The sequence below is a fragment of the Streptomyces sp. LX-29 genome, from assembly GCF_029541745.1.
Taxonomy (GTDB): domain Bacteria; phylum Actinomycetota; class Actinomycetes; order Streptomycetales; family Streptomycetaceae; genus Streptomyces.
Genome location: NZ_CP089746.1, coordinates 3,764,301 through 3,778,959, shown reverse-complemented (window position 1 = coordinate 3,778,959; position 14,659 = coordinate 3,764,301). Strand labels below are relative to the sequence as shown.

General features: G+C 74.5%; 5 protein-coding genes and 1 pseudogene. 5 read left to right on the top strand and 1 reads right to left on the bottom strand.

Annotated features, from left to right (window positions below; translation table 11 throughout):
• Positions 1-877: 877 nt before the first annotated feature.
• A complete protein-coding gene (locus tag LRS74_RS16240) occupies positions 878-1,978 on the bottom strand; it encodes a LacI family DNA-binding transcriptional regulator (protein ID WP_144383101.1) in 1,101 nt (366 codons plus the stop codon).
• A 414-nt stretch (positions 1,979-2,392) separates the two neighbouring features.
• Between LRS74_RS16240 and hisC the strand changes: the two genes are divergently transcribed.
• The 5 genes and pseudogenes from hisC (at position 2,393) to LRS74_RS16215 (ending at position 13,185) form a co-directional block, all read left to right on the top strand.
• Positions 2,393-3,472 (top strand): histidinol-phosphate transaminase, encoded by a 1,080-nt coding sequence (hisC, locus tag LRS74_RS16235; protein WP_277741672.1) that lies wholly within the window; start codon positions 2,393-2,395, stop codon positions 3,470-3,472.
• A gap of 481 nt (positions 3,473-3,953) precedes the next feature.
• Positions 3,954-5,549, top strand: coding sequence for a cytochrome ubiquinol oxidase subunit I (locus LRS74_RS16230; protein WP_277744782.1), 1,596 nt, complete (start codon positions 3,954-3,956; stop codon positions 5,547-5,549).
• A 34-nt stretch (positions 5,550-5,583) separates the two neighbouring features.
• Positions 5,584-6,585, top strand: a complete 1,002-nt coding sequence (gene cydB / locus LRS74_RS16225; protein ID WP_277741671.1) for a cytochrome d ubiquinol oxidase subunit II — start codon at positions 5,584-5,586, stop codon at positions 6,583-6,585.
• A gap of 12 nt (positions 6,586-6,597) precedes the next feature.
• A pseudogene (gene cydD / locus LRS74_RS16220) lies at positions 6,598-11,181 on the top strand (thiol reductant ABC exporter subunit CydD); the annotation flags it as partial.
• Between the two features lie 324 nt (positions 11,182-11,505).
• Positions 11,506-13,185 (top strand): GAF domain-containing protein, encoded by a 1,680-nt coding sequence (locus LRS74_RS16215; RefSeq protein WP_277741670.1) that lies wholly within the window; start codon positions 11,506-11,508, stop codon positions 13,183-13,185.
• Positions 13,186-14,659 lie beyond the last annotated feature (1,474 nt).

Below are 14,659 nucleotides of genomic sequence, written 5' to 3'. Positions count from 1 at the left end.
CGGGCCGCGGCTGCTCGGCGTCCGGGTGCCGGGGCGGTGCCGCGGGCTCCGGAGCCGGGTGGTGCGGGTGCGGCTGGCCGGCGGCCTGGTGCGGCGCGTGGGTGTGCTCCGCGACGGACGGCTGAGCGGTGGGGCGCTGGGCGTGCGGGTGCTCCGTCGCGGACTGTCGCGCGGCGGCGTGCTCCGTCACGGGCTGGTGCGCGGGGGCGTGCTCCGCCGCGGGCTGTCGCGCGGCGGCGTGCTCCGCGGTCGGCCGGGCGGGCGCGGGCTGGTCACCGGCCGGGGAGGCGTACTCCGCCGGCGGCACCGGATGGGGTGGCTGCGGCGAGGTGGCGCGGGGCTCGGTGGTGGCATAAGGGCGCGGGCGCACGGGCGGGGGTACGGGCGCGGGCGACGCGGCGTACGCGGGTACGGGCGGAACGTCCGCCGTGGTCCGTGCCGTGGGTCCCAGACCGGCCCCCTGAGTCATCGACCCCTCCACCATCGCGCCGCCGTGCACCTTGTGGACCGTGCCTGGTCGAGGGCGGTCCACGGTGTCGTCCGCCCATCATAGGAATGACCGTCAGGGCTTGTGACGCACCAGGGTGCCGTCAATCGAGGTGAGGCTCCACTCGGCCGGTGTTTTCTCCCGAATTGGCCCGGTAGGCGGGTCCGCTCCGACTCTAGTCCGGCTTCGCCCGGCCGGCCGTCAGCCGCCCGAAGGCCGCGCGTCCGTCCCACGGGGCGGGCCCGGGACGCGCCACGGCGTCCCCGGCGGACCTCCCGGAACCCCACCGCCCGGGCACGCGGACGAGCCGGCGGCCCGATCCGGGGACCTGTCCCGGAGCCCGGTCCCCAGCAGGTCCGGGAGCCGGTCCGAGGCTCGCTCGCCGTGCCGTCAGTCGCCCGCGGGGCCCCGTTGCGGGCTGATCGTGGTGCGCGGCGGCCGACGCTGGGAGGAGGTGCGCACCATCAGCTCGGTCGGTATCACCTGCTCCACCGGGCGCTCGCTGTCCAGCCCCTCGATGGCGTCGATCAGCAGCTGGACCACGGCGGTGCCGATCCGGCGCGGCTTGAGCGACAGGGTGGTGATGGGCGGCTCGGTGTTGGCGTAGACCGCCGACTCGCTGCAGCACACCAGCAACAGGTCGTCCGGGACCCGCAGCCCGTAGCGCCGGGCGGCGGCGAGCAGATCGGTGCCGTTGGGATCGAACAGGCCGTATACGGCGTCGGGCCGATCGGGGCGGGCGAGCAGCCGGTCGGCGGCGACGGCCCCGGCGCACGGGTCGTGGGCCGGGTACTCCTCGTACACCGGGTCCTGGCCGACCCGGCGGCACCAGTTGAGATACGCCGTGGTGGAGAGCCGGGTGTAGGTGTCGGTCGTGGTCCCGGTGAGCAGCCCGATGCGGCGGGCCCCGGCGTCCGCGAGGTGGTCGAGGAGCCCCTCCACCGCGGCCTCGTGGTCGTTGTCGACCCAGGCCGTGACCGGCAGGGTGCCGGCCGGGCGGCCGTCGCTCACCACCGGGATGCCCTGGCGCAGCAGCTCGGCCACGACCGGGTCGTGGTCGGAGGGGTCGATGACCACGGTGCCGTCGAGGGCGACGTTGGACCACACGTCGTGGCGGGAGGTGGCGGGGAGGATGACGAGGGCGTAGCCGCGGGCCAGGGCCGCGGAGGTGGCGGCCCTGGCCATCTCCGCGAAATAGGCGAATTCGGTGAAGGTGAAAGGTTCATCCCCGTAGGTCGTCACGGTCAGGCCGATGAGCCCTGACTTGCCGGTACGGAGCGTGCGGGCAGCCGCCGACGGGCGGTAGCCCAGTCGGTCGGCGACCTCGCGGACATGGCGGCGGGTGGCGTCCGGGAGCCGGCCCTTGCCGTTGAGCGCGTCGGAGACAGTCGTGATCGAGACACCGGCTGCGGCGGCCACGTCCCGGATGCCCGCCCGCCCCAACCGGCGGCCGGCCGACCGGCTCACCTGGTGCTTCCCTGCTGCTGTCATGGCGAGCCGATAGTAGGGCTCGGGTGGCAGGTCTGCGGGGTCCCCCAAACGGCCCTGGGAAGGCACGATTCTGCAAGACCGCTTGCGCTAACTACCTTGGAAATGCAGGCAGTTGGAAGAATAGGTAAGCCTCCGGAGGCCCCTGGCATATCTACACCTGGCGATTGGTCCATGTTTCGAAGAGGTCTCAACTCACCTGCACGGGTGAAGCGCGCCACCGCTTCCGCCACCCGCGCACGGAAGCGCGCGGGGAGCGCCGGGTCCGCGCCCTCGCGTCTCCTGCCACCCGACCCGGTGCGTGTCGCCGGTCCCCGGATCCCTGGACCTTTGGTCCTTACGGAGCAGCCGGGAATCCTCTTAAGGTGTGCAGTATTGATGTGCTGATGTGCTCGGAACGGTCGAGGAGGACCTGCGGTGTCTGAGAAGAGCCCCAAGCTGCGCCCTGCGCTGGATGGCATTCCGACGTACAAGCCCGGCAAGCCGGCGGCCGCCGACGGCCCGGTGAGCTTCAAGCTGTCCTCCAACGAGAACCCGTACCCGCCGCTGCCGGGGGTGCTGGAGCAGGCGACGCGCGCCGCCGGCACCATCAACCGCTACCCCGACCTGGCCTGCACGGCCCTGGTCGCCGAGCTCGCCGAGCGCTTCGGCGTACCGGCGGAGCACATCGCCACCGGCACCGGCTCGGTCGGTGTCGCGCAGCAGCTGGTGCAGGCGACGGCCGGTCCGGGCGACGAGGTGCTCTACGCCTGGCGGTCCTTCGAGGCGTACCCGATCATCACCCAGATCGCGGGGGCCACCTCGGTCCAGGTGCCGCTCACCGAGGGCGAGGCGCACGATCTGGACGCGATGGCGGCCGCGATCACCGACCGCACCCGGCTCATTTTCGTCTGCAACCCGAACAACCCGACCGGCACCGTGCTCCACCGCGAGGAGCTGGAACGATTCCTCGACCGGGTCCCCTCGGACATCCTGGTGGTGCTGGACGAGGCGTACCTGGAGTTCATCCGCGACCCGCAGGTCCCCAACGGCGTCGACCTCTACCGGGACCGGCCGAACGTCTGCGTGCTGCGCACCTTCTCCAAGGCGTACGGGCTGGCCGGACTGCGTATCGGCTTCGCGATCGCGCACGAGCCGGTCGCCGCGGCGCTGCGCAAGACGGCGGTCCCCTTCGGAGTGAGCCACATCGCCCAGGAGGCGGCGATCGCCTCGCTGCGCAGCGAGGAGGCGCTGTGGGAGCGGGTCGAGGCACTGGTGGCGGAGCGGGCCCGGGTCTACGAGGCGCTCGTCGGACAGGGCTGGACGGTGCCCGAGTCGCAGGCCAACTTCGTCTTCCTGCGGCTGGGCGAGCGCACCGCGGACTTCGCGGCGGCCTGTGAGAAGGCGGGCGTGATCGTCCGTCCGTACCCGGGCGACGGTGTGCGCATCACGATCGGCGAGGTCGAGGCGAACGACATCTTCCTGCGGGCGGCGGAGGAGTTCCGCAAGGCCATGTAGCACCCAGGGTGGGCGAGAGGTCGCTCTCGTACCCCGGTGATCGAGGGTCGTCGCGTCGCGCGGCGGCCCTCGTCGGCGTTGACGGGGGTGGCGGGCCGGGCGAGTCACCCGAGGGGGCGGGCCCGGCCAGGGGGGACGGCGTCGCGCGGCGCACGGCGCGGGGCGCGCGGTGGCGTGCGGCGGATCGAGCCGCCGACGCGCGACGGAGTGAGCCGCCGGACGCGGCGGAACGAGCCGGTGGGAACCGACCGGTTTCGGTCGGTCTTTTTCGGCTCAACCTTTCCACACTCTCACATTGGCCCGTTCGGCCCTTGCGACCCCCCGGTGGAAAGGGGCGAATCCGGGTGCGCCATAATTGCTTGTGAATGTGAACGCGTTCACAAGCTCCGTGTTTCGTCCCTCTTTGTGCGGACATAGTCGTGTGTCACGAGGGGTGCGGGGGCGGAGGGCACGACGGTAAGGAGAGTCCTGCGTGGATACGGTGACCCTGGCCCTGGCGCCGGAGACGCTGGCGAGATGGCAGTTCGGCATCACGACCGTCTATCACTTCCTCTTCGTCCCGCTCACGATCAGCCTGGCCGCGATCACGGCCGGGCTGGAGACCGCGTGGGTGCGCACGGGCAAGGAGAAGTACTTCCACGCGACGAAGTTCTGGGGAAAGCTCTTCCTGATCAACATCGCGATGGGGGTGGTCACCGGCATCGTGCAGGAGTTCCAGTTCGGCATGAACTGGTCGGACTACTCCCGCTTCGTCGGTGACGTCTTCGGTGCCCCGCTGGCGATGGAGGCGCTGATCGCCTTCTTCTTCGAGTCCACCTTCATCGGTCTGTGGATCTTCGGCTGGGACAAGCTGCCGAAGAAGCTGCACTGCGCCTGCATCTGGATCGTGGCCATGGGCACGGTGCTGTCCTCGTACTTCATCCTCGCCGCGAACTCCTGGATGCAGCACCCGGTCGGCTACACCATCGACAAGGCCACCGGAAAGGCGCAGCTCACCGACTTCTGGGCGGTGCTGACCCAGAACACCACCCTGGTCGTCGTCTTCCACACCCTCACCGCCGCCTTCCTCACCGGCGCCGCCTTCATGGTCGGCATCTCCTCGCTCCACCTGTGGCGCGCCAAGCGGGCGCAGGACCGGGGCCGGGAGCTGGGCGAGAAGCAGAAGAAGCAGATCGGCGCCATGCGCTCCTCGCTGCGGGTCGGCCTGGTCATCGCCGTGCTGTCCGGCATGGGCACCGCGATCAGCGGCGACCAGCTGGGCAAGGTGATGTTCGAACAGCAGCCGATGAAGATGGCGGCCGCCGAGGCGCTGTGGGAGACCCAGGCACCCGCGCCGTTCGCGATCTTCGCCGTCGGGGAGGTCGGCGAGGGGCACAACAGCACCGAGCTGGAGATACCCGGCGTCCTCTCCTTCCTCGCGCACAACAACTTCACCGACCCCGTGCCCGGCATCAACGACATCGCCGAGCGCGAGGCCGAGCTCTACGGCGGTGAGCCGGAGGACTACATCCCCGACATCTTCATGGCCTTCTGGGGCTTCCGACTGATGATCGGCTTCGGCATGACCTCCTTCGCCGCCGGCCTCATCGGGCTGTGGACCACCCGCAGGAAGCTGTGGCTGGCGCCGCGGTTCCGCACCGGCGAGGACGAGGTGCCGCGCCTGATGCTCACCAAGAACCGCGAGCTCACCCCCTTCCTCACCGCCTGGGCCTGGCGACTGGGGATCCTCACCATGGGCTTCCCGCTGCTCGCCAACTCCTTCGGCTGGATCTTCACCGAGATGGGCCGTCAGCCCTGGGCGGTCTACGGGCTGATGAAGACCGGCGACGCGGTCTCGCCCGGCGTCGGCCAGGGCCAGGTGCTGATCTCCATGGGCGTCTTCACCCTGCTCTACGGCGTGCTCGCGGTGATCGAGGTGCGGCTGCTGGCCAAGACCGCCAAGGCCGGGCCGGACGTCGACGAGCGGCCGCCGGCGAAGGACCCCCGGCTGCGGCTGCCGGGCGGCCCCGGCGGCACGGGGGCCTCCGCCGCCGAGGCGGCGGCCGAGGCCGACCGACCGATGACCTTCGCGTACTGAGCGGCCGGACGACCGGGCAAGGAGACACCAGGCCATGCACCTTCACGACATCTGGTTCGGGCTGATCGCCGTCCTGTGGATCGGCTACTTCTTCCTCGAGGGCTTCGACTTCGGCATCGGCGTGCTGACCAAGACGCTGGCCCGGGGCCGCACCGAGCGCCGCGTCCTGATCAACACGATCGGGCCGGTCTGGGACGGCAACGAGGTGTGGCTGCTGACCGCGGCCGGGGCCACCTTCGCCGCCTTCCCCGACTGGTACGCCACCCTCTTCAGCGGCTTCTACCTGCCGCTGCTGGCCATCCTGGTCTGTCTGATCGTGCGCGGCGTCGCCTTCGAGTACCGGCACAAGCGCACCGACGAGCGCTGGCAGACCAACTGGGAACACGCCATCTTCTGGTGCTCGCTGGTGCCCGCCTTCCTGTGGGGCGTGGCCTTCGCCAACATGGTGCGCGGGGTGCCCATCGGGCCGGACAAGAACTACGCCGGCGACCTGCTGGACCTGGTGAACCCGTACGCGCTGCTGGGCGGCGCCACCACGCTGGCGCTCTTCACCTTCCACGGCGCGGTCTTCGCCGCGCTCAAGACGGTCGGCGACATCCGGGTCCGGGCCCGGCGCCAGGCCGGGGTGCTGGGGCCGGTGGCGGCGGTGCTCGCGGTGGCCTTCCTCGCCTGGACCCAGGCCGACGGCGGCAACGGCCGCAGCGCGGTCGCCCTCGGTGTCGCCGTGCTGGCGCTGGCCGGGGCGCTGGTGATGAACCGCGCGGGGCGCGAGGGCTGGGCCTTCGCCCTGTCCGGGGTGACCATCGCGGCCGCCGTCGGCATGCTCTTCCTCGCTCTCTTCCCCGACGTGATGCCCTCCTCGCTCGACCCCGCCTGGAGCCTGACCGCGTCGAACGCGGCCTCCAGCCCGTACACCCTCAAGATCATGACCTGGGTCGCGCTCATCATGACGCCGCTGGTCATGGCCTACCAGGCGTGGACGTACTGGGTCTTCCGCAAGCGGATAGGCACCCAGCACATCCCCGTCGGGCACTGAGGCGGTGCCGCGATGAAGCCCGTCGACCCCCGGCTGCTGCGCCACGCCCGTGCCACCCGCCTCTTCCTGGGAGCCTCCGTGGCGCTCGGGCTGGCGGGCGCCGGGCTCGTCATCGCCCAGGCGATGCTCATCGCCGAGGTGGTGGTCGGCGCGTTCGAACGCGGCCGGGACGCCGGCGACCTGGCCCGGCCGCTCGCCCTGCTGGCCGCGGTGGCCGTCGGCCGGGCGGTGGTGTCCTGGCTCACCGAACTGGCCGCGCACCGCGCGAGCGCGGCGGTCAAGTCCTGCTTGCGGACCCGGCTGCTCTCCCACGCCACCCGGCTGGGGCCGGGCTGGCTGGACACCCGACGCACCGGCGAGCTCACGACGCTGGCGACGCGCGGCGTCGACGCGCTCGACGACTACTTCGCGCGCTATCTGCCGCAGCTCGGGCTGGCGGTGGTGGTGCCGGCGGCGGTGCTGGCCCGGATCGTCACCGCCGACTGGGTCTCGGCGCTGATCATCGCGATCACGCTGCCGCTGATCCCGCTGTTCATGGTGCTCATCGGCTGGGTCACCCAGTCCCGGATGGACCGTCAGTGGCGGCTGCTGACCAGGCTCTCCGGCCACTTCCTGGACGTCGTGGCCGGACTTCCCACCCTCAAGGTCTTCGGGCGCGCCAAGGCCCAGGCCGCGTCCATCCGCGCCATCACCGCCGACTACCGCCGGGCCACCCTGCGCACGCTGCGGATCGCCTTCCTCTCCTCCTTCGCCCTGGAGCTGCTGGCGACCATCTCGGTGGCCCTGGTCGCCGTCGGTGTCGGTATGCGGCTGGTCCACGGCGAACTCGACCTCACCACCGGCCTGGTGGTCCTGATCCTGGCCCCTGAGGCGTATCTGCCGCTGCGTCAGGTGGGCGCCCACTACCACGCGGCCGCGGAGGGCCTGGCGGCCGCGGACGAGGTCTTCGCGGTACTGGAGACCGAGCCGGCCGCGACGGGGCGCCGGCCGGTGCCGGACGGGGTCGGCACAGGGGAAGCGCCGGGCGCGCCCGGTACGGCTGACGGACAGCCCGGTACGGGTGACGGCCACCGTGCGTCCGGTACGGCTGATGGATCCGGCGCGTCCGGTACGGCCGGCGTGCCCGGCACCCCGGGCACGCTGGCGGTCGAGGGACTGGTCGTACGACACCCCGGCCGGGCGGAACCCGCCCTGCGGGAGACGACGTTCGCGGTCCGCGCGGGGGAGACGGTGGCCCTTGTCGGGCCGAGCGGCGCCGGGAAGTCCACCCTGCTCAGCGCCGTTCTGGGCTTTGTGCGCCCCGCGCGGGGCCGCGTTCTGGTCGACGGCGTCGACCTGGCCGAGCTCTCGCTCGAGGAGTGGCACCGTCGGATCGCCTGGGTCCCCCAGCGCCCCCGTCTCTTCGCCGGCACCGTGGCCGACAACGTGCGGATCGCCCGGCCGGACGCCGACGCCTCCGCCGTACGGGACGCTCTGCGGGCGGCGGGCGCGCTGGAGTTCGTGGACACCCTGCCCGGCGGCCTGGACGCCGCACTCGGCGACGACGGCGCGGGGCTGTCCGCCGGGCAGCGCCAGCGCATCGCGCTGGCGCGCGCCTTCCTCGCCGACCGGCCGGTGCTGCTGCTCGACGAGCCCACCGCGGCCCTCGACGGTGAGACCGAGGCGGCCGTCGTGGCGGCCGTCCGCCGCCTCGCCGCCGGCCGCACCGTCCTCCTGGTCGTCCACCGCCCGGCGCTGCTCGCGGTGGCGGACCGGGTCATCACGTTGCCGGGTGCCTTGCCGGGTGCCCTGCCCGGTGCCCTGTCGGACGGGGCCGTGTCGGACGGGGACCTGTCGGACGGTGCCCTGTCGGACGGGGACCTGTCGGACGGTGCCCTGTCGGACGGGGCCGTGTCGCCGGGTGCGCTCCCGGGCGGGGTGGCGTTGGCGACTGGAGGCTTGGGGGATCGTGCGTCCGCCGCGCCGCGGGGGGATTTCCGGCCCTTCGGGCCGGGGGACGCGCCCACCCACTCGCCCGTACGCCCCGGTCCGCGGGGAGCGGCCGGTGTCACGGGGGTGGGCTCGGCCGATGGCGCGGGTCTGAGTGGTGGTTCTGGGCTGTCTGGGTCGGAGGATGTGTCCGTTCACCCTGGCCCGAGGGGTGCGGTCGCCGGGGCGGGGCGGTCTTTCGGACAGGGCGGCATGCCCGGCTCGCCGTTCGCAGGTCCCGGTCCGCGGGGCGGGGAGGCGATGACGGGCCCGTCAGCCGGGGCGGGGGCCGTGGCTGGCGACGTCGCGCGGGCAGACCGGTCGGGCGCGCCCGCGTGCGCGGCGGCGCTGCCGGGTGGGGCTCGGGCGACCGCGATCGCGTCTGACGAGGCCCTCTCGGCCGGGGCGCGGGCGGCCGCGCCCGGCGGCTCCGCCGTGGGCACCACCGTGGGCACCGCCGTGGCCGTTCCCGAGGGCGCCACCCCGTCGGCGGCGGCCGGTGCGGACGCTGGTCGGGCGGGCGAGGAGGCCCATGGGGAGTCCGAGGGGGCGGAGGCCCGTCCGGTCGCCGGAGGCGGTGCCGACCCCTCCGCGAGCGCGGGCCGGGCGGATGGGGGAGGCCGCGGTGCTCGCGGGGAGGGTGGCGTGCGTCCTCCGGTGGGGGTCGGTGTCGGGTTTGTCGTGGGTGCGGGGCGGGCGGACGGGGGAGCCCGCGATGCTCGCCGGGAGGGCGGCGTACGTCCTCCGGTGGGGGTCGGTGCCGGGTCTGCTGTAGGTGCGGGGCGGGCGGACGGGGGAGCCCGCGATGCTCGCCGGGAGGGCGGCGTACGTCCTCCGGTGGGGGTCGGTGCCGGGTCTGCCGTGGGTGCGGGCGGCGGACGGGGGGCCGGAGACGATCCCGTCGGGACGGCGCGGCCGTTGGCGGCGGTGCGTCGGGCGGGGCGGGCGCGGGCCGGGCGGTTCGGGACGGCGTTGCTGCTGGCGGCGCTGGCGCTGGGCAGCGCCGTAGGGCTCATGGCGGTGTCGGGCTGGCTGATCTCGCGGGCCTCGCAGCAGCCGCCGGTGCTGTACCTGATGGTGGCCGTCACCGCGACCCGCGCGTTCGGCATCGGCCGCGCCGTCTTCCGCTACGCCGAGCGCCTCGTCTCGCACGACGCCGCGCTGCGGGTCCTGGCGGACCTGCGCGTCACCGTGTACCGCAGGCTGCAGCAGCTGGCGCCGGCCGGGCTGCGGGACGCGCGCCGCGGCGACCTGCTCTCGCGGCTCGTCGCCGACGTGGACGCGCTCCAGGACTACTTCCTGCGCTGGCTGCTTCCGGTGGGCGCGGCCGTCACCGTGAGCGTGGTGGCCGTGGCGTTCACCGGATGGCTGCTGCCCGAGGCGGGCGCCGCGCTCGCGGTGGGGCTGCTGGTGGCAGGAGTACTGGTGCCCCTGGTGTCCGGCGCCGTGGCCCGCCGCGCGGAGCGGCGACTCGCCCCCGCGCGGGGCGCGCTGACGGCCGAGGTGGTCGACCTCCTCTCGGGCACGGCGGAGCTGACGGTCGCCGGCGCGCTGCCGCGCCGGCTGGAGGACGTGCGCGGCGCCGACCGCGCGCTCACCGGCATCGCCCGCCGCACCGCCGCCGCCACCGCCGCCGGGGCGGGGCTGTCCGCGCTGGCCGCCGGACTGACCGTGGCCGCGAGTGCCTGGGCGGGCGTGGCCGCGGTGGCGGACGGTCGGCTGGGCGGGGTGTGGCTGGCCGTGGTGGTGCTGACGCCGCTGGCCGCCTTCGAGGCCGTCGCCGGGATGCCGCTCGCCGTGCAGTACCGGCAGCGGGTGCGCCGTGCCGCGGAGCGGGTGTACGAGGTGGTGGACGCGCCCGCCCCGGTCGTCGAGGGCGACGGGCCCGCTCCCGCGTCGCCGTTCCCGCTCGTGGTCAGCGGGCTGACGGCTCGCTACCCCGGCCGTACCGCCCCCGCCCTCGCGGACTTCGCGCTGGAACTGACCGACGGCCGGCGGGTCGCCGTGGTCGGGGCGTCCGGCGCCGGCAAGACCACCCTCGCCCAGGTGCTGCTGCGCTTCGTGGACGTGGAGTCCGGCACCTACACCCTGGCGGGTCACGACGCCACGGCGACCGACGGGGACGGGGTCCGGCGGCTGGTGGGGCTGTGCGCCCAGGACGCGCACATCTTCGACAGCTCGCTGCGCGAGAACCTCCGCATCGCGCGGACCGCCGCCACCGACGACGAGCTCTGGGGCGCGCTGCGCGCCGCGCGGCTGGCGGACTTCGTGACCGGGCTGCCGGACGGGCTGGACACCCTGGTCGGGGAGTCGGGCGCCCGACTCTCCGGCGGTCAGCGGCAGCGGCTGGCGCTGGCCCGCGCGGTCCTCGCCGACTTTCCCGTCCTGCTGCTGGACGAGCCCGCCGAACACCTCGACCTGGCCACCGCCGACGCGCTGACCGCCGATCTGCTGGCCGCCACGCGCGGGCGGACGACGGTCCTGATCACCCATCGGCTGGCCGGGCTGGCGGGGGCGGTGGACGAGGTGATCGTCCTCGACGGCGGCCGGACGGTGCAGCGCGGCGCCTACGAGGCGCTGGCGGCCGTGGACGGGCCGTTCCGGCGGATGCTGGAGCGCGAGCGGGAGCAGGAGGGCCTGGGCGCGGGACATGAGCAGGGCCCCCGCGGGCGGGAGCACGGCCCGGAGGCGGCGGTGCGGTGCGGCGGGGAGCCTCGGGAGGCGGTGTCCGAGGACGGGGATCCGGAGGTGGCGTGGCGGGAAGGCGCCCGCGGAGAGCGGGAGGCGGCGTCCGAGGACGGAGGCCCGGAGGTGGCGTGGCGGGAAGGCGCCCGCGGAGACCGGGAGGCGGCGTCCCCGGGCGCTGAGGCGGCCGCGGTGGATCGGGACGGGCAGCGCGCGGAGGACAAGCGGTTGCTTTCCCTGGCAAAAGGGTCTTATTAGTCTCGGGGCATGGCAGCCTCCGCAGGACCTCAGGAGCCCCAGGGCCCTTCCGGCGCACCAGCGCAGCCGCCCCCGGACCCCAGTGAGTCCCTCGACGCCGCCACCGAGGCGACCCGGTCCCTCCAGGGCCTGTCCTTCGAGCTGACCGCCCGCGTCCCGCGCCTGCTGGAGGCCATGCGCACCATCGGCAGCGGCCTGGACGTGCACACCGTCCTGGACCGGATCGCCGAGACCGCCGCGGAGTTCGCCGACGCCCGCTGCGCCGCCATCGGGGTGCTCGACCCCACCGGGGGCGGCGCGCTGGCCGACGTGATCATGTACGGCGTTCCGCCCGCGGACCGGGACCGGATCCGCGAACTGCTCGCCGACCCCACGGCCGCCCCCACCGCGCCCGGCTGCCTCATGTTCCCGATCCGGGTCCAGGGCGAGCTCTTCGGCGATCTCTACCTCACCGACAAGCGTGGGGGCGGCGAGTTCAGCCTGTCGGAGGTGGGCATGGTGAAGGTGCTCGCCACCGAGGCGGGGATCGCCATCGGCAACGCACGGATCTACGAGGCCACCCGGCAGCGCGAGCGCTGGATCGACGGCTCGGTGGCGGTGACGACCGCCCTGCTCTCCGGCGGCGACGCCGAGGAGGCCCTGTCGGTCGTGGCCGAACAGGCCCGCCGGTTGGCGGTCGCGGCCGCCGGACTGGTGCTGCTGCCGGAGGAGGACGGCGGCCTGGAGATCGTCGCCGCGGCCGCCGACGACCCCGCGGGGCTGCTCGGCACGGTGGTTCCCGCGCGGTCGCCGATCGTGCCGCACCTGCTGGGCGGCGAACCCGTCTTCGTCGACGACGCGGCGACCGACCCGCGCATGCCCGCCGAGTTCGGCCGGCGCCACGGCCCGAGCATGATGCTTCCGCTGCGCAGCGGAGACCGGGTGCTCGGCATCCTGGCCACCCCGCGGCTGCGCGGCGACCGGGCCTTCAGCGAGACCGAGCGCACCCTGGCCACCCAGTTCGCCGACCAGGCCGCGCTGGCCCTGGTCCTCGCCGAGGCGCAGCGCGACCGTGAGCAGCTCGCCGTCTACGAGGACCGTGACCGCATCGCGCGCGACCTGCACGACCTCGTCATCCAGCGGCTCTTCGCGACCGGGCTGATGCTGGAGAGCGCCCAGCGGCGCACGGACACCCCACAGGAGGTGCGCGAGCAGGTCGGTCGGGCGGTCGACGAGCTGGACGCCACCATCCACGAGGTGCGCACCGCCATCTTCGCGCTGCAACAGGGGCCGGCCGAGGTGCCGTCGGGGCTGCGCACCCGCGTGCTGCGCGAGATCGGCACGGCCGCGGTGCCGCTCGGCTTCCAGCCCTCCGTCGTCTTCAACGGGCCGGTCGACGCGCGGGTCGGCGAGCTGACCGCGAAGAACCTCATCGCCGCGCTTCGCGAGGCCCTCTCCAACGCCTTCCGGCACGCCCGCGCGGAGCGCATCGAGGTGTCCGTCGACGCCACCGTGCGGCTGCCGGACGGGCGGGAAGGGGTACGGCTGACCGTCGCCGACGACGGCGTCGGCATTCCGGAGGGCGGCCGTCGCAGCGGGCTGCGCAACCTCGCCCATCGGGCCGAGGCGCTGGGCGGCTCCTGCGTCTACGGGCCGGGCCTGGGGCCGGGCGGCGGCGGCACCCGGGTGGTCTGGGAGGCGCCGCTGTGAGCCGAGGACCCGGCCGGGCCGCCGGCGCGGTCGGTCTATCGGCGTGGTCGGGGCTGACGGCGCGGTCGGTCTACCGGCGGGGGACGAGGCCGCCGGCGCGGCCGGGACCCGTCGGGGCCACGGCCGCGGTGGACCGACCCGATCGTGCCCCCCGTACGGCCGTACGGGGGGTCGTCTCGGCCCCCGTACCCCGTTCGGCACGGGATTGCGGGTGCGTTCGGGTGGGTGGGCAGGCGGCCGCCGACGGCGCGGGCCACGATCCGTTTCATGCGATATGTGCACCGGCGAAGTGGTGTCACCCACGGCGTCACCCACCGCGTCAGGCGCCGCCTCTCGGTGGCGGTGTGCGCGCTGCTCGTGGCCGGATCCGGGGCCGTGGTGGCCGGGGTCCAGTCCGGGCGGGCGGACACACGGGTCGTGGACGGCGAGGAGCGGAGCGCCGCCGCGCAGGCCGCGCGGTTGAGCGTCGACGTGGTCCGGCTCAGCGAACGTGCGGACGGCATCGCCCGCCGCTACACGCGGGAGCGACGCTCCGTGCGCGACCAACTGGCCGTCACCGAACGGGTCTGGCGCGAGTTGCGCCGCGTCCGGGGCACGGTGGTGCAGTTGGAGGACGCGACCGACTACGGCGCGGACGGTGCGGCCGGGTCACCGGACGGCGGGGACGACTCGAAGGCGCCACGCGGCGCGAGCCGCCGGGCCGCGGACGCCCCCTCCGCCGCGGTCACCAGGTCCTCCGCCACGGCGTCCCGGGGCTTCGCCCCCTCCTCCGCCGCGGTCACCAGGTCCTCCGCCACGGTGTCCCGGGGCTCCGCGGCCCTCGCCCCGTCCTCCGCCGCGGCCGTTCGGGGCCTCGCCGCGGGCAGCCCCCGCTCCGTCGCGGCCACCCCGTGGAACCTCGCCGTGTCGCCGTACGCTCCGGCCCACGCCGCCGCTGTCTCGCGCCCGTCGTCGCACGGACCCTCCGCGGTCCGGTGGCGCGCCGGTGGCACGCCGCCGTACGTGGCACCGCCCTTCGCGGCAGGGCGGGCCGGCCCGCGTCCTTCCGTGCTTCCGGGAGTGGGCGGCTTCCGCGTGGAGCCGCCGCCGGCGGTGGGCGAGCCGAGCGGAGAGCGGGCCCTGGCGCGGCGGTTGGGGGCGGCACGGGCGAACGGTCGGCGGCTGGAGCGGAAGTTGGACCGGGCGGCCGAGGCCGGGCGGGTGCACGCCGCGCGGGCGCGGCGACTCGGCGCGGAACAGCGAAGCGTCCAGGGGAGGTTGCAGGTCGCGCGGGAGCGGCTGCGCTGGATGACCAGAGACGCGGCGGACGACAAGGAGTGCTTCGTCCTCGACCCGAGGACGCTGGAGCGGTACACCCCCGCCTCCGGCCGTCGCCTCCCGCGCGGGCGGCTGCTGCGCGGCGTACCCCCCTATGCCGTACGCCCCGACCTGCCGCTGCGCTACGACGCCCGGACCCCGCGTCGGGTGCTGGCCC

Bases quoted from the DNA above. Each gene is read 5' to 3' on its own strand.
- LRS74_RS16240 (WP_144383101.1), bottom strand. From the start codon at position 1,978: ATGACAGCAGCAGGGAAGCACCAGGTGAGCCGGTCGGCCGGCCGCCGG.
- cydB (WP_277741671.1), top strand. From the start codon at position 5,584: ATGCACCTTCACGACATCTGGTTCGGGCTGATCGCCGTCCTGTGGATC.
- LRS74_RS16215 (WP_277741670.1), top strand. From the start codon at position 11,506: ATGGCAGCCTCCGCAGGACCTCAGGAGCCCCAGGGCCCTTCCGGCGCA.